We start from the raw sequence: 21,587 nt of genomic DNA on the forward strand, positions 1-21,587 counted from the left end.
GGTTTTTGTACGGGCGAGAAGACTCGAACTTCCACACCGTGAGGCACCAGATCCTAAGTCTGGCGTGTCTACCAATTCCACCACGCCCGCATTTCAATACATCGTCACGTAATAACTTCGTAACGGGGTGCAAATATAATACTTTTTTTCAATCTCAAAATAATATTTTAAAGAAATTAAAAAAAAATTCGCTTTTTATGAAGTAAACTAACAATACATCAAGCTATCTTATTGATTATAACACTAATGAAGCCTTTGCTGAAAAAATTACCTAATAGTCAAATTTTCCGAAAAGACCACAAGTGTATCTGTACCACTTCCCGTTAATCGTTGAGCATAAATTTCTATATAGTCACCACTCTCCATAGTAACAACAGTATTAATAGATACAGATTGTATTTGAGTGTCACTTTCAATGAGAACCAATGCATCTGAATCATCTACTACAGTACCATTTTTTGCAATTATAAAACTATAAAAGTTACTTGCAGCGCCAGAAACGCGAACGGATAATGATGCACTAATTTGAAAGTTTCTAGGTTTCTTACCTTCATATATCAATCTATTATTTGCCGTATTTGATTGAAAGCGAAATAATTCCGTATTATCAAATGCTCCATTTCCTACAATTGGAACCGCTGCAGCGCTTGTTATACTTTGAGTAAAGCCAGTAGTTATTGTCGAGGTACTATAAAAATTGGCTGTAGATTGATCATCAGTTTCTGTTGGAATACCTGAACAGTTAACGTTCCAATCTGTAGTAAAGCTAAAATCTGTATAACTTCCAGTGGTATATCCAGATACTAATGTCCCAGCCCCTACAAAGCTTAGTCCATTTAAACTAGCTTCATTTACAATTATAGGATCTGCACTTACATCTATCCCTACCTCACCAGCATCTGCCTCTATCCTACCACTAGCAATTTGAAAATTATTGAACGTTCCAGAAACTGTTGCAAACGTTCCTGAATTCGAAGTAGTCCAAAAAACATTATTCATAAAAAAGGAGCCAATATCAGAAAACTTAAAACCATCATTCACACTCACGTATTGTGTAATACTGAAAAAAGCCGTTCCTAGAGAATGTAATGTTCCCATAGTACTAGCTCCAGTAAATATAGTACTATTCACAACTAATAAATCTGACCCTGTTCCTGTAATATCAAAAACAGGAGCCGACCCACCGGATATTGTGAGATTCCTCATTCTACCTGGCGACCCTTGAAAGAGCGCTACTCCAGAAGCATTAACTAATATATCTTGAGAAGAATTTACGCCTTCAATATAGGCACCATTCATATTTATAGGAGCATTAAAAACGATAGATCCGTTGATTTCATATAGAAAATTTGAACTCAATAAATAGGTAGATCCACCACCAGCAGCAAGCTCTTCTGCTAGATCAGAAATATCCTTAACTAGTTTATAATTATCTCTAGTATTATTAATACTAACTTCCTCCCATCCTGCTCCATAGTAATAAAAGGCATCTAATGTAGTATCGTAAACTAGTAACCCCTGCGCAGGACTTGAAATGGCTAATCTTTGGGTTGTCGTCATTCTCGGGGTTAACAAACCTCCTACTTCAGATTGTATGTCAAGTACAGATGATGGATCGGGACTAGTGGTATTAATCCCAACTTGCGCTGTCATATTCAATGTTAAAAAACAAGTCACAAAAGACAGAAAAGTAATTATATATCTCATGATAAATTTTTTTTCAAAATTAAAATTTAACAATACAAATACCGTTCAAATTAACTCTTTAATCGATGAAATACATAATATTTTAATATTTAAATTATAAATGCATTTTTTTATTGATTTGTTACTAGTAATATTTTAAACAAAATAGATGATATATCTAAAAATGTTATGATCTAAAATATTCCACGCTATCAAAGAACTACCCTAATTTGTACTTTTGAATAAATTACTATTTGATGAAAAATTCTAAGGAATATATAGCCCAACATAAAGATCGATTCTTAAACGAACTAATTGAATTATTAAAATTACCGAGTGTTAGCGCAGACCCAGCTTATGCAACATCTACTGTAAAAACAGCAGAAACTGTAGCACAAAGTCTGCGAGATGCCGGTTGCGATACGGTAGAAATTTGCGAGACACCAGGCTACCCAATTGTGTATGCAGATAAGATTATAGATAAAAACTTACCTACTGTACTTGTGTACGGTCACTATGACGTACAACCACCAGATCCTATTGATCTATGGGACTCACCACCGTTTGAACCTGTAATAAAAAAAACAGACAAGCATCCAGAGGGTGCCATCTTTGCACGTGGCGCTTGTGACGACAAGGGGCAAATGTATATGCACGTAAAAGCGCTTGAATATATGGTTGCAAATGATAAGCTTCCTTGCAACGTAAAGTTTATGATAGAGGGTGAAGAAGAAGTAGGAAGCGCAAACCTTGCTTGGTATGTAGAGCGTAACCAAGAAAAGTTAGAAAATGACGTCATCCTTATTTCAGACACGGGGATGATTGCAAATGATATTCCTTCTATTACAACAGGCCTACGTGGCTTGAGTTATGTAGAAGTAGAAGTTACAGGACCTAACCGTGACCTTCACTCTGGTCTTTATGGTGGTGCCGTAGCAAACCCTATTAATGTGTTATCAAAAATGATTGCTTCACTACACGATGATAATAATCACATCACTGTAAAAGGCTTTTATGACAAGGTAGAAGAACTCACACAGGCAGAGCGCGATAAAATGGGTGAAGCACCCTTCTCACCAGATGAGTATAAAAAAGCGCTAGATATAGACGCTGTGTATGGAGAAAAAGGTTACACTACAAACGAGCGCAACTCTATACGCCCTACCCTAGACGTAAACGGTATCTGGGGAGGATATACTGGAGAAGGAGCCAAAACAGTGATTGCAAGCAAGGCATATGCAAAAATCTCAATGCGACTAGTTCCACATCAAGAGTGGGAAGAAATCACAGAACTATTTAAAACGCATTTTGAAGGTATTGCTCCAGCAGGCGTAAAAGTTAAGGTAACACCACATCACGGAGGTCAAGGTTATGTTACTCCTATAGATAACGTGGCTTATCAAGCTGCCGAAAAGGCGTATGAGCAAACTTTTGGAAAAACACCTATCCCGCAACGTAGTGGAGGTAGTATTCCTATTGTGGCCCTTTTTGAGAAAGAACTTAAAAGCAAAACAATCCTTATGGGCTTTGGTCTCGACAGTGATGCGATACACTCACCAAACGAGCATTTTGGCGTATGGAATTTCTTAAAAGGAATAGAAACAATTCCTTATTTCTATCAGTATTTTACTGAGATGAGTAAGTAGCAGTAAATCTTAAATAATAAAAAAGCGCTTTGGTAATCTAGTAATTACTAAGGCGTTTTTTTTATTCCAACTCTAGGTACCTAGAGGATTAAATACTCCGTTTTAGTTGGTAAAATGAATTTGCTAGGTCGTCAACTTCATAAGAAATACTTTTGGCATTATTAATTTTTATAAATTCGGTACAAATATTGAGAGCAATTAACTAAACATCAATCATATGAAAATTTTTCTAGTAATTATAACTTTATTGTTATCAGTTTCTCACTCCTTTGGGCAGACCCTATCAGCAACTCAAGATTATAGAAGTAATAAAGATAGAGAGCATGATCTTAGCACGTTTAAGGGTTCTCAATATCTTGAAGATGATTTTCAATTGAGTACAGTTCAGGATAAGCTTACTAATAAAGAGACAAAACTATATCTAAGGTATGATGTGTACAGTGATACTTTTGAGCGTAAAGCAACTCAAACTAGCTCATCACACACTTTTTTAGAGAAAGCTTATGGTGTTGAAGTTTCATATGACAGCCGCTTGTTTATTTACACAAATTTTTTAGATAAAAATAACAACTCGATAATTGGATACTTAGAGTACATCGGGGACTATAATTCAAATTCATATTATATCAAACACGAAAAAACATTAAGGCTTCCTGAAAAGGCACCAAATCCGCAAGTACCAGATAAGGCTGGAAAAATTAGCAATGATTATTATTTTTTAATCAGCACTAATGGTGGCAAAAAACCCCTTGAAGTTACAAAGCGCAACATTTACGGTTTGTTTTCTAATGAAGATAAGGGTGTTATAAAAAAAATCCTCAAAGAAAGTAGACTGAAATTTAAAGATCCATTAGATTTAAAAATTTTCCTTAAAAAAATAAATAATTAAAAATCTAAAATAATTATTATTCTACACTTGTAGAATTAAAATATTATTCTACATTTGTAGAGTACATTCTAACACTGTAGAACATTATGGCACTATCCACTTCTGAAGAACAGCTTATGCAATTGCTCTGGAAACAGGAAAAGGCTTTTATGAAAGATCTCATAGAAGCATATCCAGAACCAAAGCCAGCGACCACGACAATCGCAACGCTACTTAAGCGTATGCAAGACAAGAAGTTTGTAGATTATAAACAGTACGGCCGTTCTAGGGAATACTTCCCTCTTGTAAAGAAGACAGACTACTTCTCAAAACACGTAAATGGGCTGATTAAAAATTTCTTTAATGATAGTGCTGGGCAGTTTGCTTCATTCTTTACCCGTGAGACAGATCTCTCACAGCAAGAACTAGAGGAGTTAAAACAAATCATAGATAACCAACTTAAAGCCAAAAAGAAATGATACTCATCTATCTCTTAAAAAGCGCTTTATGTTTAGGCATCCTATTTGGCTTTTATAAGCTCGCGCTAGAAGGAAAAGCGATGCACCACTTTAAAAGATTTTACCTCCTGGCAAGTCTTGTGTTTTCATTTACCATACCGCTTATCACCTTTACATACCAAGCAGCAGAAGCACCACAGATTACTCCCATATTTCAAGAATATGTAGAAACAGTTTCTGCGCCAAGCCAAGTGCCTCAGGTTACCGAAGTAGATTACACAAACACCGCTATCTGGGGAATATACCTTCTAGGGGTATTCATTTTTGGAACACGTTTTATTGTAAATCTTGTGCGCTTAAAGCGAAAGATACATCAGGCAGAGCTTCACCCATCATCACACTTTACGCTTGCCCTATTAGAGCAAGTGATGGTACCACACTCTTTTCTTAAGTGGATTTTTGTAAACAGACAATCATACACACAACAGGAAATAGCTCCAGAAGTACTTGCTCACGAGGCAACTCACGTACGCCAAAAGCACTCCCTAGATATTATTGCCATAGAGTTTATACAGGTCATTTTCTGGTTCAATCCGCTGGTGTGGTTCTTTAAAAGTTCTATAAAATTAAACCACGAATTTCTAGCAGATCAAGGTGCTATAGCAGATAAAAGTAATATTGCTATATATCAAAACATACTCTTAAGTTATGCAAGCAGTACTCATCACACTGCGCTCGAGAGTCCTTTTAATTATTCATTAACCAAAAAACGAATCGTTATGTTATCACAATCATTTAGTCGTAAAAAAGTAGTGCTGCGCGCATTACTACTCATTCCTATCATAGGTTTGTGTGTTCTCTTTTTTAATCAAGCTATTGTTGCTCAATCGGGACCAAATGCTATATCTGGTATTATGTCATACGAGAATAGTGCAACAAACACTCTAGAGCTAGAACTAGACACCGAAGGTAATTTCTATTACAAACTAAAACCTATCTCTATACAAGGCATTGAGAACCTTATTAAGAAAACGGTTTACGACTACTTATCTATACAAGGTAGACCAGGAGTATCTAGCAAGTTAGGAAGAGAAAAACAATTTCTTGTAGCAGAGTTATGGAATTTTAGTAGAGTTACTTTTTGCACCTCAAATTTAGTTGATGATCAAAATGCAATTTTTGATCCTGAGGCAAATGCACTTGTAAGAGCAAATTTTGTAAAATCAAAAAAACCAGACTATGAAGACCTTGTTAAGTGGCAAAACACATCGTTGTTTGCCATATTTTTAGACAACGAGGAAATTTCAAATAAAACTATTTTAGATTATCATCCAGATGATCTCCCTTACTACGCTATTAGTGATCGCACAAATGGTAGATATAGAGTAGATGTATGGACTAGTCCATACTGGCAAAGTCAAAAACACCTAACTACCAAGGCACCTCAAACCTCAACCTACGCCACACAGTTTATAGAAGGTGCAGCACGTAATGGTAAAAACGCACTAGTTATAGAGGTACGAAATGATAGTATCTATATAAATGGACAATACAGTCCGCTTGACAGCTTTCGCGAAAGCGTAGATAATATCACCGCCCGGTGGACAAAAGAAGAGTTTGCAGAGCCGGTGAGGTCTATGATTTTTAAGGGCAACTCAAAAGAGTTTATAAATAAAGCCGAAACTGTTTTTAGACAAACGCAATTGTATAAGGCAAATAACAGTCTACGCCTTATTCCTCCGCCACCTCCTGCTCCACCGGCACCTAGAGGAGAGCTTCCTCCACCGCCACCGCCGCCATCTCCAGAAGAACATTTACTTAAAATGCACAAACTGGGTAGCCTTTTTATCTATAACGGAAAAGAAGTAACCTATGAAGAAGCTGTACGCCTTGCAAAAGGTGGTGTAACAGAAATTAAAACACCGTATCCTTACAGCAACCCGCCCAAAACTTTTATAGGAAGCAAGGATAATAATATGCCACAAAAACCAGCAATTAAAAAAGGTGATACTCTAACAATCACTGTAACTGAAACTGGTCAAAAGGCACTAGCTGTGATGAATAATAACAAGAATGGAGTTATTATAGATAAGCTTCCTGAAAATGCAGGAGTTGATGGACGCCAATTAGAAATTTACAATCGCCTCACATCAAAATATAAAAACAAAACTGTTAAACAAATTCCTGCTGCTGATTTAAAAACAATTCAAATTATTTATGATGATATGAATGATGAACAGAAGGATAAAAATCAGCCTTATCCAATAAACCAAAAAAGCAAACATTTTGAAGTTAAAGCAAGTTATGATGAAGATGGTTCTTTATCAAAAGACGTTGAACAGCACGCCCTAAATGGCGGTACTTTTGAATTTGAAGGAAAAGAAATCTCAAAAGAAGAAGCGATACTTAAATCTAAAGAACCTAATATTAGCACGCAGACTTCTACCTTACATAATAAAATGATTATTCATAAGGATCTACTTCAACAAAAAGCACTTTATTACTATAATGACAAGTTACTCTCAGACGACGAGATGATTGAATTATTTGAAAACCCTTTGTATACTATGCAGCTCATTTCAAGAGGTTCTGAAAAAGAGAAACCATCTTTCAAATTTGTGAAAATCAAAGAATAATTACAAGCTATACTTCACACAGCTTATTTCTTAAAACAAAGCCAATAGCAAAGCAATTAATACAGATATATGTAGCTTTGCGGCAATGGATTATAAAAAGGAAATAAGCTGTTTTTTCTTTGATCATTTTATTGATTGGGGACTATCAGAAACCTTCTCTAAGTATCTCAATGCCTTTGTACTAGGTATTATTGTGCTAGTAATGGTTTTTCTGGCAGATATGCTCGTGCGTAAAGTACTGCGCAACCTCGCTGCATATATTTCAAAAAGTTCAAAAACAAATTTTGATGATCTCCTCATCAAAAACCGTGTACCTAGAAGACTAGCACACATACTCCCGTTGTACTTACTTATAGGAGCGCTTCCATTTGTACTAGATGATTTCCTTGAAATCGAGCACGTCTTTAGTGTCATACTCAATCTTATAGGAGTCATTCTTGCGCTACGTATTATAAGAGCACTTTTACATACCCTTAGAGATTACTTTAAAACAGTACCAGGTTTACGTGATAAACCTATAGATAGCTACATACAGGTCTTTATGATTTTTGCGTGGGTGTTTACTATATTCTATGCAATAAGTCTTCTCACACCTGTATCACTAGGGCAGGCCTTGGGAACTTTTGGTGCCGCCTCAGCCATTATATTACTCATTTTTAAAGACACTATTCTTGGGTTTGTAGCAAGTATTCAGGTTGCTATTAATGATATGGTGCGCATAGGCGACTGGATCACTTTTGAAAAGTATGGAGCAGATGGTGATGTGGTAGAGATTAACCTCGCAACGGTAAAGGTTCAAAACTTTGATATGACCATCACAACCATACCTACCTACGCGCTTATCTCAGACTCTTTTAAGAACTGGCGTGGTATGACAGACAGTCCTGGTCGTCGCATAAAACGTTCTTTATATATAAAACAAGACAGCATAAAATTTCTTACAGACGAGGATATACAGCGCTTTAAGAGAATAGGACTCATCACAGATTACCTCACAAATATGGAGGAAAAACTGGCTCGCATTAACGAGCGAGATGATTCTGATAAGTCTATCCAGATTAATGGTAGCAACCTGACTAACGTAGGTCTTTTTAGAAAATATATGGAGACCTATATTCAAAACCACAGCGCCATACACAAAGAGATGCTTCTTATGTGTCGCCAGCTGGCTCCTACTGCGCAAGGTATCCCTCTAGAGGTATATTGCTTTAGTAAAGACAAAAAATGGGAAAACTACGAGTACATAATGGCAGATCTTTTTGACCATTTTTTGGCCGCCGTACCTTACTTTGATCTTGAGCTCTTTGAGTACCCTAGTAGTCCTAATCGTGATAACTTTATAGACGTTTCTCAATAGGTTTTATACGCTTTCGCGAAAGCGTAACACACACAACTGCAACAATCTCATATTTTATGAGTCTCTTAAAGCAAGAGACTCACCTACGCCTGCACCTTGTTGTGTAATACATACGAAAAAGCAGAAAACCGTCGTTGTAGTACTCCACACCCTCATCAATCAGCCGGTTGCATAACAACCATCCACTCAAAAAAACTAACTAAACGAACCGTATTATGATTCAATCCTTTTTTATTCTCTGCTCTGGTGCAGATCGTGACGTTTTAGACACCTGCTCTCGCGGAGAGAAGAATAAATATGCTGGCATAGGTGCTACCGTATTTTTTACAGCCGTATTAGCCACCATCGCAGCAACCTATGCGCTTTTTACCGTTTTTGATAATGTGTATAGAGCCATACTTTTTGGTTTATTATGGGGACTGGTAATTTTTAATCTAGACCGTTTTATTGTTTCTACACTTAAAAAGCGAAACAACTGGTGGAAAGAATTTGGAATGGCAATTCCCCGCCTTATTCTTGCGGTAATTATTGCTGTGGTGATTTCAAAACCCTTAGAGCTTAAAATATTTGAGAAAGAGATAGACCGCGTGATGCTCAGTCAAAAAAATGAGTTTACCGTGCAAAATCAAGGCGAGATACTCGCGCAGTACACCCCAGAAATCAATAAACTAGATGCCCAAATAGCTGCCGCAAAACAAGAAATCGCTACCAAAGAGACAGAAGTAAATAACCTGTATGAAATCTACATAGACGAGGCAGAAGGTACTGCTGGCACTGAGCTACTAGGCAAAGGCCCAGTCTATCAAGAAAAGCGAGATAAACACGATGCCGCTCTTGCAGAACTCACTACTCTCAAAGCCACAAATGCCGAAAAAATAGCACAAGCCGAAGCGCAAAAAATACAACTGCGCGACGAGTTCAATACTGCTGTAAGTACGAGTCAACCTATTATAAATAATTTTGACGGATTAATGGCGCGCATAGATGCGATGAAAGAACTCCCGTGGTTACCCTCGCTGTTTATTTTCTTACTCTTTCTTGCCATAGAGACGGCACCTATATTTTCTAAGCTCATCTCGCCTATGGGTGAGTATGATATAAAACTTGCAGACCACGAGCTCACCATTAAAGAATGGAGTGCACAAAAAGCCTTACAACGCAAGATCCTTACCGAAACAGATCACATTGTAAATGATCGCGTGTATACAGACATCGCTCAAGATGAAGAGCTATACAACTACAAGAAAAAGATGGCAAAAGAGATTTTAAAACGACAGCAAGATGCCTTTTACAGGCGGCAGACTAAAATTTTAGGATAGTCACATTTTGTCCTATGTGCTATAATGTATCTTTATAGGAAATAGGCTTATTATGAAAATCGTTATCACGCTCTTGCTTGCTAGTTTCTTATTAATAAACTGCCAGCAACAACATACAGTTGCTCAAGATAAGGCAGCCATTACCGCTGTCTTAAAAGCACAACAAGAAGCCTGGTCACAGGGAGATCTAGAAGCTTTTATGCAAAGTTACTGGAAGAGTGATTCCTTAAAGTTTTATGGAAGTAAAGGCCTTACCTATGGATGGGAAAACACACTAGCAAATTATAAAAAAGGATACCCCACGCTAGATCACACAGGTGAGTTGCAATTTGTGATTAATGATATGACACTCATAGAAGAAAACGCTTATTACGTGATGGGAGAATATCATCTCAAACGTAGAGTAGGAAATGCAGACGGTGTTTTTATCATCATCTTTAAGCGTATAAACGGCGCCTGGAAAATCGTAGCAGATATGTCTTGCTAGAAGGTAAAGCGCATCTGTACATCGATCTCTTCTTCTTTTACAGCTTTTGCTGCGTCCTTCTTTTTACGGTCTTCGGTATTGAGGTTAGATAGTGAGATGCCTAAGAGCCGTACGCTATTTTTCATTTTTTCTTGATACAGTAAGTCCTTTGCGGTTTCTAGTATGATGTCTTTAGACCTCACGTATAAGTCCAGCGTTTTTGAGCGGGTCTGGAGTGTAAAGTCTGAGTATTTTATTTTGAGAGTAATGGTCTTACCTGCTACTTTGCTTTTTTCTAATCTTCTCTCCACTTCTTCGGCTATATGTTCTAGCTTTTCAAGCATAAAAATCTCCGAAGTGATGTTTTCTCTAAAGGTACGCTCAGCCGCAAGTGACTTGCGTATGCGGTTAGGCTTTACTTCGTTATGTTGTATACCTCTCACAATATCATAGTAGTAAGCTCCACTCTTTCCAAAGTTGTCACTCAGATATTCTTTTGATTTTAATTTGAGATCCATCCCTGTAAAAATGCCGTGTAGATACATTTTTTCGGCAGTCTTTTTTCCTATGCCATAAAACTTTCTGATGTCTAGTTCCTCAAGAAAGGTGATTACCTCCTCTGGCGGTATGGTTTTCTGACCATTGGGTTTATTAATGTCACTGGCAACTTTTGCAATAAACTTATTGATGCTTATTCCTGCGCTGGCATTTAGTCCTGTCTTTTCCTTTATGCGTTGTCGTATCCACGAGGCAATAACGGTTGCGCTAGGCATTCCTACTTTGTTTTCGGTGACATCTAGGTAGGCTTCATCTAGTGATAAGGGCTCTACAAGATCTGTAAACTCGTGAAAAACGGAGCGTATCTGAGCAGAGACCTCTCGGTATCGTTCAAAGTTAGTCTTTACAAATATGAGGTCGGGACACAGTTTTCGCGCAAGCGCACCCGCCATAGCAGACCGCACGCCATATTTACGAGCCTCATAACTCGCTGCACTTACCACACCACGCTCACCACCGCCACCTACAGCAATAGCTTTACCTCGTAAATCTGGGTTATCCAGCTGCTCTACAGATGCATAAAATGCATCCATATCTACGTGAATTATCTTTTTTATAGGCAGCTCAGACATTGTATGCAAGTTACAAAGTACTCAGAAGGTTTTGTACTATAAATCGTAACTTTGAGTATGTCTAAAACAGCAATCATACTCGGCGCCACAGGTCTTACTGGCGGACTTTTAACAGAGTTACTCATAAAAGACCCAGCATTTTCTAAAGTGAAAATCTTTACAAGGCGGCCTACCTCTTTTACACACGAGAAAGTAGAAGAGATTATTTGTGATTTACTAGACACGAGTACCTTCAAGGAGCAATTTACAGGTGATGTTATTTTTTGCTGCATAGGCACAACGAAAGCCCAAACGCCAGATAGGGAGAAATATAAAGCTATAGACTACGGCATCCCGATTGAAACGGCACAACTAGCAAAACAACACGGTATAGCAAGTTATATGGTCATTTCTTCGGCGGGAACTTCGGCTAAGAGTCCGTTTTTCTATGTGCGTACAAAAGGTGAGATGGAGGGCGACTTGAGTAAGGTAGGCATTGAGAACACGCACATTCTTAAACCTGCTTTTATAAATGGCCGCCCAGATGACGCTCGCAAAGGCGAGAAAGCTCTTAAAATGATGATGGCCGTTATGGACTTTTTTATGGTGGGACCGCTCAAAAAGTGGAAGTCTACACAAGCAAAAGATATTGCTAGAGCAATGGCACAACTTGCAAAACAAACAGTAACCCACACAGACATCACAAATATTGAGATTAAAGAACTAAGCAGTGCCTACCACGTTTAACCACATCACCGTTCCCTCTCGAGACCTTAAAGCGGCGATTGCCTTTTATACAGGCATTGGTATGGAACTTATTGAGCACGAGCCTCAGCATCACGCACATTTTGAAAATAAGGAGCACGAAGTCATTTTTACAGCTTATTATAATCTCAAACTTCCAGAACAACCCGTAACCGTTTACTTTGAAACAGACGGTATTGAGGTGTTTGAATTACGCTTTCGCGAAAGCGTATTCATCCCCACCATATACAGAGACTGGGGTGGAAAGGACTTAACACTACAAGATCCCGATGGGAATAATGTGGTGCTTTACCAAAAGGACACTCCTACGACCGTAACTCCCTGGCAAAAATAAACGCTATGAACCTCAACCAAATCACCGTACCGTCACTAGATCTTGTAACTTCCATTGCTTTTTATGAGCAACTAGGATTGCGTCTCATTGTAAAAGCCTTGCCACATTATGCACGCTTTGAGTGCCCAGAGGGAGATGCTACGTTTTCTATACATCTTGTAGATGAGCTACCTGCAGGTGCTGGAGTAACGGTATATTTTGAAACAGAGCGTTTAGACCAAGAAGTGGCACGATTACAAGATGAGAATGTTACTTTCGACCTATTGCCCACAGACCAGTCGTGGTTGTGGCGAGAGGCAAGACTTAAGGATCCAGATGGGAATCAAATTATTCTTTACTACGCTGGTGATAATCGCAAAAACCCGCCGTGGCGCATTAACTAAAGGCTAGATATAACAGCAACATTATGTTAGAAATAGAACGAAAATTCCTAGTAACCTCAGCGGCTTTTAAAGAAGTTGCTCAAAAGGCAACTCGTATTACTCAAGGCTATCTAAGTACAGATCCTGAGCGTACTGTAAGAGTGCGAATTAAAGGCGAGAAAGGCTTTCTTACCATTAAAGGAAAATCAAACGACAGCGGTACTACGCGTGTAGAAGTAGAAGAAGAAATCGCAGTAGATAAGGCGCAAACGCTTCTATCACTATGCCTTCCCGGAGTTATAGATAAAACGCGTTACGAGTATACCGCAGGTAATCACACTTGGGAAATAGACGAATTTTATGGAGATAACGAAGGACTAACCATCGCCGAAATAGAACTAAACGCTGAAGAGGAAGATTTTACAACACCAGAATGGGTAGGCAGCGAAGTGACTGGAGATAACAAGTATTACAACTCGCAGCTATCTGAGAATCCTTTTAAAAATTGGTAAAAGTTGTTTTTCTTAACCCCTAGAAACCTCAATTTGTTTCTTGATTTCATTACCCGCTGCATCTACTACAGTGAGTGTATAATTTCCCACCCCTGGCGTAACAGCTAGCTCGTGAAAATCTTCTGTAGCTCCTATAAACTCATTATCTAGATACCAGAAAATCTTAGTCTCAGGGTTACGGTGAGAGACTTTAAACACAACATCGTTTACTGCTGCATCAAAATCCTTGGGAAGAATAACACCTTCATTATTTTTAGGATACATAAATGCCATAGGCATTTCTCCAGAAAAGCTACAATCTGGATGGTATGGTGGCAATTCTTTATAATCTGGATGCTTGCTTGCATAGTAATACTCCATTGTAGCAGGTAGCGTAAAATAGGTGACAGCCGTCATCTCATCAAGCTCATAACAATCTGAGTTTACTAGATATTCCTTATTTGCAGAGAGGTACATTTGCTTGTGATATGAGCAAGAAGCTGTATGCTCCCCAGCGTGAGGTATTTGCTCTTTACGTGTTTCTACACAATATGGACTCGCTTTCATCCCGCTTTTTATGCAAACCGTGGTCTCCACGAGTGCATCGTATGGTGTGTCAAACCAAGAGCCATTTACTGGCAAGCTACGCAACACATCAAAAAACAGTGGCGCTGCTGCTTGTATTCCTGTAATCCCTGGTCTTCCTTCTCCATCTGCATTACCTACCCACACTCCTATTGCATATTGAGGCGTAACCCCTACTGCCCACGCATCTTTAAAACCAAAACTCGTCCCTGTTTTCCAAGCCACAGGTTGGGCATCTTCATAAAACTGCCAGTTTTCTTCGCCGCTTGGTCTATTTACAGTTTGCAATGTCTCAAGCGTTTTATAAATAGCTCCCGCCGAAAATACCTCGGGCTCACTTTGCAAGGGGACACTCTTTTTTACAGAAGCCAGATTATCTCTTTTGACATAACGATAATCGCTAAAAGACTCCAAAGTATACTCACTACTAGACCTATTAAATGTGTTAAGGGTGTTTGCTATCCCTGCATAGGTTTTTGTCAATTCAAAAAGGCTGCTCTCTGCACCTCCTAATATCATTGCAAGTCCATAGTGAGAGGCGGGTTTATTTATACCTCCCATATGCATCTCTTGTACATTTTTATAAAACTTGTCAAGCCCGTATTCACGTAGTAATCGCACTGCAGGTACATTAAGCGATTTTGCAAGAGCCACATCTGCAGCTACTACGCCTTGATACTCGTTGTCAAAATTTTGTGGTCTATACGTATTGATACTTGTAGGTATATCTGGGACTAATGTTTGTGGCAATATGAGTCCCTCATCTACCATCCCCGCATAAAGCAATGGCTTTAACGTGCTTCCTGTGCTGCGGTATTTGGTGATGATATCTACATCTTTTTGGTGTGCTGCATCTGTTGGTGCGTTTCCTACATAGCCTACAACCTCTTTTGTATTTACATCTATAACCACGATCGCTAGGTTGTAAATTTCATTTTGCTTTAACAGGCCATAATGCTCTTCGGCAAGTCTATTGAGGTCTCGCTGTATAGGAAGTTGTACCGTGGTTTGAACTCTTTTTCCACGAGATTCTTTAGTAATTCTATCAACTAGATGAGGCGCAATTTGTGGTAATGGGTAGGGTTTTCCGGGTAGTTTTTCTAGCAGCGATAGTTCGTAGGTGGTTTTGTCTATCTCTCCTGTTTCCCAAAGTTTTTTAAGGAGGTTATTACGCTTTCGCGAAAGCGTAATCTCATTTTTACCCGGTCGCACCATACTAGGATTGTTAGGTAATACTGCCAGTGCCGCCATTTGCCCCCAACTTAACTGTGACGCCGGGAGTCCAAAATATCTCCAAGCGGCAGTTTCTAACCCTACTACGTTACCGCCAAAGGGCGCATAGGTAGCATACATACCAAGAATTTCATCTTTTGAATAGCCTGCCTCGAGACGTGTAGCTTTTATAAGTTCGACTACTTTTTCTGTATAGGAGCGTTGTTTTCCTTTTCTAGAAAGTCTAATTACTTGTTGTGTAATGGTGCTCCCACCACGACGCTTATCTGTAGTGATATTACCCCATATTGCCTTCCCCATCGCCACGGGATTAAATCCTGGGTGGGTATAAAAATACTCATCTTCAAATAACAGAATACACTTTTCAAACTTATGAGGAACACTATCTAGTACCGGAAAACGCCATTGCCCGTCACTAGCAATGCGGGCGCCCAGCAACTCACCACTCGCACTCTCAACCACGGTAGCGTGAGGATCTTTAAAAACCTGCTGCGGTATAGAAAAAGCCCAGTACAACATAAATAACACCACAAGTATAAACTTGAATTTATGGCGCTTTATGATATGTAGGAGGCGGCTGTACATCGCTGTTAGTTCTTAACTTTTATCCAAGCTCCTTTTGACCTGGCATAATAAGTCGCATCATACATAGCCTCTACCTGAGTACCTGGCAAATAGTAATCACCTAAGTAACTTGCATTAAGACGAACCGTAAATGTTCTTGTACTGGTCTTACTCATATCAAAATAAAACTGCACACGATCGTCTCTTATATCTGTATATCGGGCGCTTCCTGCTGTACCTCCCTGAGCATCTGTAAAACGTGTATTCACAATCTCCCAACCGCTTGGGAAGATTTGTGTAAGCGCGACATTATCTACATAATCTCTGCTCGTATTACTCACCGTAATTTTTGCGGTAAACTCTTCTCCCTGCTGGAGATTATTGATAGACATCACTTCACCAGCGAGGTTATAAAAGGTTGTTTTAACCTGTAGGTTTTTTTGATCTACAAGCTCTTTGCCTAATGGTAACTTACCACTTTGCACAAGACGTATGAACACGGTACTATTTTTAGCATTTTTTATAATAATCTCATTTGCTCCGTCTTGCGTTTTTATGTCACGTAGAGCGATAGCTTGTTGTGTATCTACACTGTACTCTTTTCCATCTTTTGTATAAGAGAACTGCATTGCTTTACCTCCGTTCTTTACAACCATTTTTGCCATAGCCAGCAGTGCATAACTGGTTTCTTGAGTACTTAACCACCTGTCTGAAGCTAGCGTTTTGGCTATACTTACAGCAAGTTCTTTTTGCTTGCTATCATTAAGAAGCACCATCGTTTCTAGCGCCATTGCCCTGTTGCGATATACCGAGCCATAGGTATGGTAGTCATACTTTTTAGGAGTAAAATCAATATTTGCCGTAGCGGTAAGTTGGCCAGCTACTTTGTCTTGACCTGCTAGTGCATAAGCTCCCGCAAGCCTCCAGGTTGCTTCATTACTTAAATTTGTATTCTCACGAAGACGGTTCATCGCTGCAAGGTCGGGTTGTCCCGCAAGTGCGAGCGTGTATAAGCGATATGCTTGTACTAGCGTTGCATTATAACTTTGTTGTCCAGATCTCCACTCACGAGCCTCCTTTTTCTGAAAACGTAACCAGTTATTCATAAAAGTGAGCGGTAATGCATATCCCTTTTTCTGGGCTTCTATCATAAAGTGTCCAGCATAGGTGGTACCCCATAGGTCTGCTTCTATCTCTCCCTGCCAGTAACCTAGACCTCCGTCTGTGTTTTGGAAACGGCCTAGCCTCGCAATACCGTCTTTAATATACTGTTGTGCATCCCGTTTTTGCTCATAGGTAAGATCAAAAACATCATCTAAAAACAGTTGCGGAAAAACTCCAGAGGTAGTTTGCTCTACACAACCGTGTGGGTAACGTATTAAATACTGCATACGCTTAGTAAAATCCATAGGTGGCAGTGTCGAAAACTCCAAAGCGCTTTCATTAGTCCCTGCCACACCAAACGTCTCATAATCAATAGTAAGGTTACTGCTAGGGTCTAGTTCGTAATCGGTTACTTTTTGAGTAATAGGATTTGGGTTTTCTACGTCTATCTCAACATCATAGGTTGCACGCTCCCCGTGACCTTCTACAATAATTTGTACGGTTTGCACTCCTGTAGCAGCTTGCACATCAAACTCAAAAGGAACTATTTTTTCTCCCACTTGCGTGAAATTTACCGTTTTTACATTCCCTTCAGATGCTTTAAAAGCTTCAGATGTTTTGACGGTAATCTTAGCCTGCTTGATGTTCTTTTCCATTGCAAACACTGTTACTGGTAAAGTCACGTGTTCTCCCGGAGATAATTTTCGCGGAAGCGAACCTAAAACCATAAGCGGTTTACGCACAGGTACTGTCTTTTCTACAGATCCATAGGCGCTTTTTGTGGCATCTCCGGCAATTACCATTGCTCTCACAGAGCCTACGTAGTTAGGCATTGTTACCGTGTGTGACTTTGTTTCGTTTTCGCTTAAAGCGAAAGGACCCAAATAAGTAACTACAGGTTTAAAGCGTTCTGCCTTTCTATTTTTGGCAGCGCTCGCAGCATCACCACCTCCTATTGCATAAATGTTATCTACACTGCCAGAATATGCACCTATCACATAATCATACATATCAAAAGACTTCACACCTAGTGCTTCTCTGCTATAAAAATGCTTATGGATTTTTGGTGTTTGAAATCTTGTAAGATCCAGCAAACCATCATCTACCACAGCGATAGTATAGGTCATCTGTTTATTATTTTTTTCTGTGATTTTGATAGTATATGGCTCTTCTGGCTTTAATACATCTGGCATAGTGATTACCGGCTCTAACACTGTTTGCCTATCTTTTACCATCAAAGGAATTACACCATAAAGCCTAATAGGAAGGTCGTTTACAGATTGTTTATGAGGCTGTAATAGCGAAATATTCACATACACATTAGGCGCCATTGCGGAGGTAACAGGTAAAGAAAAATTGGTTTTACCTTGCTGGGTCTCCACCCAATAACTCTCGAGTACTTTTGTGCCATTTTCAATACTCACAAGCGCTCTACCTCCCGCCGAAGATGGGAATGTAACGGTGGCATTATCTCCCACACTATACTCATCTTTATCTGCCGAAAACACGAGCATCTTTGCACTTTCTGAGTCTCTTTGAAAACCACCCCAGTTTCTATAAAAATATGCGATACGGCCTGTAGCGTGACCGCTTTCTGGGTCTATAACACGTATAAGATAACGCCCACTTTCCTTCTCCGGAATATTGATATTAAAACTTGTTTTTCCGTTAGAACCAGAAGTGACGGTAAAGTCTTGTACAGGTGTATGTACAGTGCTTGTTTCATAACTAGAGTAATTATCTCGACTCCTGTTCCACCACCAGCGCCAAGACATTTTAAATACTTTTACTTGAAGCTTACGACCCGCAGCTGGTGCGCCTTGAGCATTTGTAGTAGCTAGGTCAAACTCTATATTTTGATCTGTGTAATAACTCCCGTAGGCACGACTTTTTGGAGCTCGCAGACCTACAAAGTGATCAAACGGTGCGACATCCTTACTTACCACATCCAGAGAGAAGTCACCTCCTCCCTCATAGGCTTTTGTAACAAACGTTGCCTTGAGCATACCCGGTGCTCGCTTACTCAAATCTATTTTTTTATTAATCTTTATGTTGCCTTCATTATCCAGAGTGCCATCTAGCACATCTATACTAACCTCATCAAACTCCCTAATTGGGTCATAAAAATTATATCCAGGAAACTGGCTAAACCCGCTACTTGACTTGCGTATAGTTACGTCTGTTTTAATTTTCAAATTTCTGGCAGGCGCTCCGTGTAACCATTTTACAGTAGCAGCTCCCATAAGATTTCCGCTTGCTTGTAGTATCTCATCTTTAAAAGTAAGATCTACTTTGAGGCGATTAGGTTTTATGGTTTCTACTTTGAGCGTTTTGTTAAATGTGGCACCTCCCACAGAGATCGTAGCATTATAGTTACCCGTAGGAGCGTCCTGCTCTGTAGGAACCGGGAAATAATAAAAGTTATTAAGTGCTTGGCTCCCATTTTGAGATCCTCTTTTTGATCCAGACGCTACCTTTCTATACATAAGTTTACCTCGTGCATCTGTCACTTCCAGCTTTACCGGGTGATCTTTTGGCAGTGGGTTCGCCTTATCATTAAGTGTAAAAGTAAGATGGATGGTATCACCAGGGCGGTGCACACCTCTGTCTAAGTAGGTAAAACCTTTAAGCCCTTTCTCAAGTTGATTACCCGCAATATCAAACTTACTCATAGAGAGACTATGCCCATCTTGCAGTTTTAAGTAAGCATAGTTTCCATCTTTTACTGCAACAGCATATACTGGGTAACCATCTGGTGTTACTTGAGCTATTCCAGTCGCATCTGTAGTGACTCTTGCAATAGGTTGCTTTTGGTAATTATATAATGTGATTTTTGTGTTTGCCTCTGGCGTAGTAGTCACAATATCTGATGTTGCAAACAAGTAGGAATTGTCTTTTCCTTTTTTTACAATCACCCCTAGATTACTCCCTAGTAAATTACTATTTACAAATTTTGACTCTTGATAATATGCAGGGTGGCAAGGGTTATCTTCTTGTCTCCAGTCGTACACTTGCTTACGCCATCTATAAATACGGTTATCCCAGTACTGCTCCTCTCTAGCATCTTCATCTGGACTTTCTACCTCGGTATATGCATCTTCATAATAGTCCTCATAACTATCTTCTTCTATACTACCAGCAACAGCATCATCACACTCATAAATAGCATAAGAAGGTTTATAGCTTATCTCTACTCTATACAATGCACCAGGATCTGCCTTAAAAATAGCTGAGAGATCTACCCCGTGAGCTTGCCACTGGCCGGTGTTAAGATCACCTTTTTGTGCAATCTCAATCGTCTTTTTTGCTATGCGCCTACCTACTTTTTTAAGGTTATAACTACTCGTATTATTGAGCGATCCCTCTTGTAAAAACTCGAGTACATTATCTTCATAAATCTTAATGACTCTCACGTCTACGTGTGTAAGATTTACTGCCTCAAAATAGTAAGGAGTACTCGTAGATTTTGGAAGAATAACTCCATTTGTGATAGCCCGTATGGCAGGTTTTATTTGCTCAAAACTTACGGTCTCTTTAAAGGGTTGTTTCAACTTATAGTCATCAGTACTTTTTATTCCTTGAAAAACCTCAACTAGTGCATTACCTACTATCTTATTTTCTGGATATACCTGTAGCACATTTCCATTTACTTCAAAGCGAAGGTTTCCTGCACGCGCGATTGTCACGAGTCCAGCAAAGTTTTGGTTATCCTTTAATGGGTCAGAAAAATTTATAATCACAGAGGCGTTTGCGCCGCGCTCTTGATGTATGCCTACGATTTTAAAATTATCTTTTCCAGGTATTTGTATGGTATTCTTACCATTTGTGTCTCTGGCTCCTATAGCTTTACCATCCCAGACAACCATAATTTGTGAATCTGCCTTAGTGCGGGAGATGCTATCTATTCTAAATGAATGAAATCTAGACACCCCATCTTTATCAAACCATTTTACAGCTAGTGCATTACCATTTTGAGAGGCGTTTATGAGTTGTTGCGCTTTCGCGAAAGCGATATCATCACTCGCCTCTATTTGTCCTTCTAGATAATTATAATCCTTACTATATGATTGTAAGGCGCCCATCGCTACTTTAAAATCTGGAGTAATGGTCTTGAAGCCAAAAGTAAATTGCTCCTTCCCTGTGTCAAGATCATCATAAAGTTTATCGAGCATAAGAGTTACCTCATATGCCGTGTCTGGTTTGAGAGGCTCTTCTGGTATAAACTCTAGTAGTCTACTGTTATGAAGACTAAGCACTCCAGAAACTTTAGGACGCACTTTGATAATGTCACTAGGTAGCACCTGGTCTACCTCAAACTGCGTGAGTGGCTGTGCAAGCTCCACACGTATAGGGCTCATAACAGACTGTCGCCCCTCTGTGGTATACGAAATGTAATCCTTAAACTTAAAGAGATTGTCTGTAGGTGTGCTCTTCTCTTTACAAGAAATAGTTATGGTAAGCAAAGCCAGCAGGACGTATGCATACTTAGTTATAATCGTTTTTTTAAGATAGGAGGATGAGAGATGATAGTTAGGCATTTTGAGTGATGGTGTTAGGTGTTTACTTTAGACCAATGTGCGTATGACATAAAAAATAAATCTAAA

15 protein-coding genes and 1 tRNA gene are annotated in these 21,587 nt (G+C 39.2%); 11 read left to right on the forward strand and 5 right to left on the reverse strand.

Translation table 11 applies throughout. The features are described 5' to 3' along the window. Positions 1–8: 8 nt before the first annotated feature. Positions 9–90: transfer RNA gene (locus SJY23_RS03675), tRNA-Leu, on the reverse strand. Positions 91–267: 177 nt separating this feature from the next. Next, a complete protein-coding gene (locus SJY23_RS03680) occupies positions 268–1,653 on the reverse strand; it encodes a cell wall anchor protein (RefSeq protein ID WP_396597488.1) in 1,386 nt (461 codons plus the stop codon). Between the two features lie 290 nt (positions 1,654–1,943). On the opposite strand from SJY23_RS03680, the gene SJY23_RS03685 reads away from it, so the two are divergent. From SJY23_RS03685 to SJY23_RS03715, 7 genes are all read left to right on the forward strand, one after another. Then, positions 1,944–3,332 carry a dipeptidase gene (locus SJY23_RS03685; protein WP_396597489.1) on the forward strand — a complete coding sequence of 463 codons (1,389 nt, stop codon included), beginning with the start codon at positions 1,944–1,946 and terminating at the stop codon, positions 3,330–3,332. 217 nt (positions 3,333–3,549) lie between these two features. Beyond that, on the forward strand, positions 3,550–4,221 hold the full coding sequence (locus SJY23_RS03690) for a hypothetical protein (protein WP_396597490.1): 672 nt from the start codon (positions 3,550–3,552) through the stop codon (positions 4,219–4,221). Positions 4,222–4,307: 86 nt separating this feature from the next. Next, positions 4,308–4,679, forward strand: a complete 372-nt coding sequence (locus SJY23_RS03695; RefSeq protein WP_299147852.1) for a BlaI/MecI/CopY family transcriptional regulator — start codon at positions 4,308–4,310, stop codon at positions 4,677–4,679. Further along, positions 4,676–7,294, forward strand: coding sequence for a M56 family metallopeptidase (locus tag SJY23_RS03700; protein ID WP_396597491.1), 2,619 nt, complete (start codon positions 4,676–4,678; stop codon positions 7,292–7,294). The genes SJY23_RS03695 and SJY23_RS03700 overlap by 4 nt, the downstream gene beginning before the upstream one ends. An 85-nt stretch (positions 7,295–7,379) precedes the next feature. Then, positions 7,380–8,651, forward strand: a complete 1,272-nt coding sequence (locus SJY23_RS03705; RefSeq protein ID WP_396597492.1) for a mechanosensitive ion channel family protein — start codon at positions 7,380–7,382, stop codon at positions 8,649–8,651. A gap of 215 nt (positions 8,652–8,866) precedes the next feature. After that, positions 8,867–9,970, forward strand: a complete 1,104-nt coding sequence (locus SJY23_RS03710) for a DUF4407 domain-containing protein (protein ID WP_396597493.1) — start codon at positions 8,867–8,869, stop codon at positions 9,968–9,970. A gap of 52 nt (positions 9,971–10,022) precedes the next feature. Beyond that, positions 10,023–10,457 carry a YybH family protein gene (locus SJY23_RS03715; RefSeq protein ID WP_396597494.1) on the forward strand — a complete coding sequence of 145 codons (435 nt, stop codon included), beginning with the start codon at positions 10,023–10,025 and terminating at the stop codon, positions 10,455–10,457. On the opposite strand, the gene dinB is transcribed toward SJY23_RS03715, so the two are convergent. After that, a complete protein-coding gene (gene dinB, locus SJY23_RS03720; RefSeq protein WP_396597495.1) occupies positions 10,454–11,566 on the reverse strand; it encodes a DNA polymerase IV in 1,113 nt (370 codons plus the stop codon). The two genes, SJY23_RS03715 and dinB, sit on opposite strands and share 4 nt — an antisense overlap. Before the next feature lie 57 nt (positions 11,567–11,623). Here dinB and SJY23_RS03725 point away from each other — a divergent pair, with 57 nt between their 5' ends. The 4 genes from SJY23_RS03725 to SJY23_RS03740 are packed head-to-tail and all read left to right on the forward strand — an operon-like array spanning position 11,624 to position 13,518. Further along, the gene (locus SJY23_RS03725; RefSeq protein WP_396597496.1) at positions 11,624–12,292 is read left to right on the forward strand and encodes an NAD(P)H-binding protein; all 669 of its coding nucleotides are present in this window, start codon (positions 11,624–11,626) and stop codon (positions 12,290–12,292) included. Next, entirely contained in the window at positions 12,276–12,644 is a 369-nt protein-coding gene (locus SJY23_RS03730) for a VOC family protein (protein ID WP_396597497.1), read from the forward strand. Before SJY23_RS03725 ends, SJY23_RS03730 begins: the two co-directional genes overlap by 17 nt. Positions 12,645–12,649: 5 nt before the next feature. Continuing rightward, entirely contained in the window at positions 12,650–13,027 is a 378-nt protein-coding gene (locus SJY23_RS03735; RefSeq protein WP_396597498.1) for a VOC family protein, read from the forward strand. 23 nt (positions 13,028–13,050) lie between these two features. Then, positions 13,051–13,518, forward strand: coding sequence for a CYTH domain-containing protein (locus tag SJY23_RS03740; RefSeq protein ID WP_396597499.1), 468 nt, complete (start codon positions 13,051–13,053; stop codon positions 13,516–13,518). A 12-nt stretch (positions 13,519–13,530) separates the two neighbouring features. Here SJY23_RS03740 and pbpC read toward each other — a convergent pair whose 3' ends face one another. Together pbpC and SJY23_RS03750 are read right to left on the reverse strand one after the other, a co-directional pair. Next, positions 13,531–15,900, reverse strand: coding sequence for a penicillin-binding protein 1C (gene pbpC / locus SJY23_RS03745; RefSeq protein ID WP_396597500.1), 2,370 nt, complete (start codon positions 15,898–15,900; stop codon positions 13,531–13,533). Positions 15,901–15,905: 5 nt separating this feature from the next. Next, positions 15,906–21,521, reverse strand: a complete 5,616-nt coding sequence (locus tag SJY23_RS03750) for an alpha-2-macroglobulin family protein (protein ID WP_396597501.1) — start codon at positions 21,519–21,521, stop codon at positions 15,906–15,908. Positions 21,522–21,587: the final 66 nt, after the last annotated feature.

This window comes from Dokdonia sp. R86516, from assembly GCF_044596715.1.
GTDB lineage: Bacteria > Bacteroidota > Bacteroidia > Flavobacteriales > Flavobacteriaceae > Dokdonia.

Excerpts from the sequence above, each read along its gene's own strand:
- SJY23_RS03740 (WP_396597499.1), top strand. The coding sequence starts at position 13,051 with ATGTTAGAAATAGAACGAAAATTCCTAGTAACCTCAGCGGCTTTTAAA.
- pbpC (WP_396597500.1), bottom strand. The coding sequence starts at position 15,900 with ATGTACAGCCGCCTCCTACATATCATAAAGCGCCATAAATTCAAGTTT.
- SJY23_RS03735 (WP_396597498.1), top strand. The coding sequence starts at position 12,650 with ATGAACCTCAACCAAATCACCGTACCGTCACTAGATCTTGTAACTTCC.
- SJY23_RS03685 (WP_396597489.1), top strand. The coding sequence starts at position 1,944 with ATGAAAAATTCTAAGGAATATATAGCCCAACATAAAGATCGATTCTTA.
- SJY23_RS03750 (WP_396597501.1), bottom strand. The coding sequence starts at position 21,521 with ATGCCTAACTATCATCTCTCATCCTCCTATCTTAAAAAAACGATTATA.
- SJY23_RS03695 (WP_299147852.1), top strand. The coding sequence starts at position 4,308 with ATGGCACTATCCACTTCTGAAGAACAGCTTATGCAATTGCTCTGGAAA.
- SJY23_RS03690 (WP_396597490.1), top strand. The coding sequence starts at position 3,550 with ATGAAAATTTTTCTAGTAATTATAACTTTATTGTTATCAGTTTCTCAC.
- SJY23_RS03700 (WP_396597491.1), top strand. The coding sequence starts at position 4,676 with ATGATACTCATCTATCTCTTAAAAAGCGCTTTATGTTTAGGCATCCTA.
- SJY23_RS03680 (WP_396597488.1), bottom strand. The coding sequence starts at position 1,653 with ATGACAGCGCAAGTTGGGATTAATACCACTAGTCCCGATCCATCATCT.
- SJY23_RS03715 (WP_396597494.1), top strand. The coding sequence starts at position 10,023 with ATGAAAATCGTTATCACGCTCTTGCTTGCTAGTTTCTTATTAATAAAC.
- dinB (WP_396597495.1), bottom strand. The coding sequence starts at position 11,566 with ATGTCTGAGCTGCCTATAAAAAAGATAATTCACGTAGATATGGATGCA.
- SJY23_RS03710 (WP_396597493.1), top strand. The coding sequence starts at position 8,867 with ATGATTCAATCCTTTTTTATTCTCTGCTCTGGTGCAGATCGTGACGTT.
- SJY23_RS03705 (WP_396597492.1), top strand. The coding sequence starts at position 7,380 with ATGGATTATAAAAAGGAAATAAGCTGTTTTTTCTTTGATCATTTTATT.
- SJY23_RS03725 (WP_396597496.1), top strand. The coding sequence starts at position 11,624 with ATGTCTAAAACAGCAATCATACTCGGCGCCACAGGTCTTACTGGCGGA.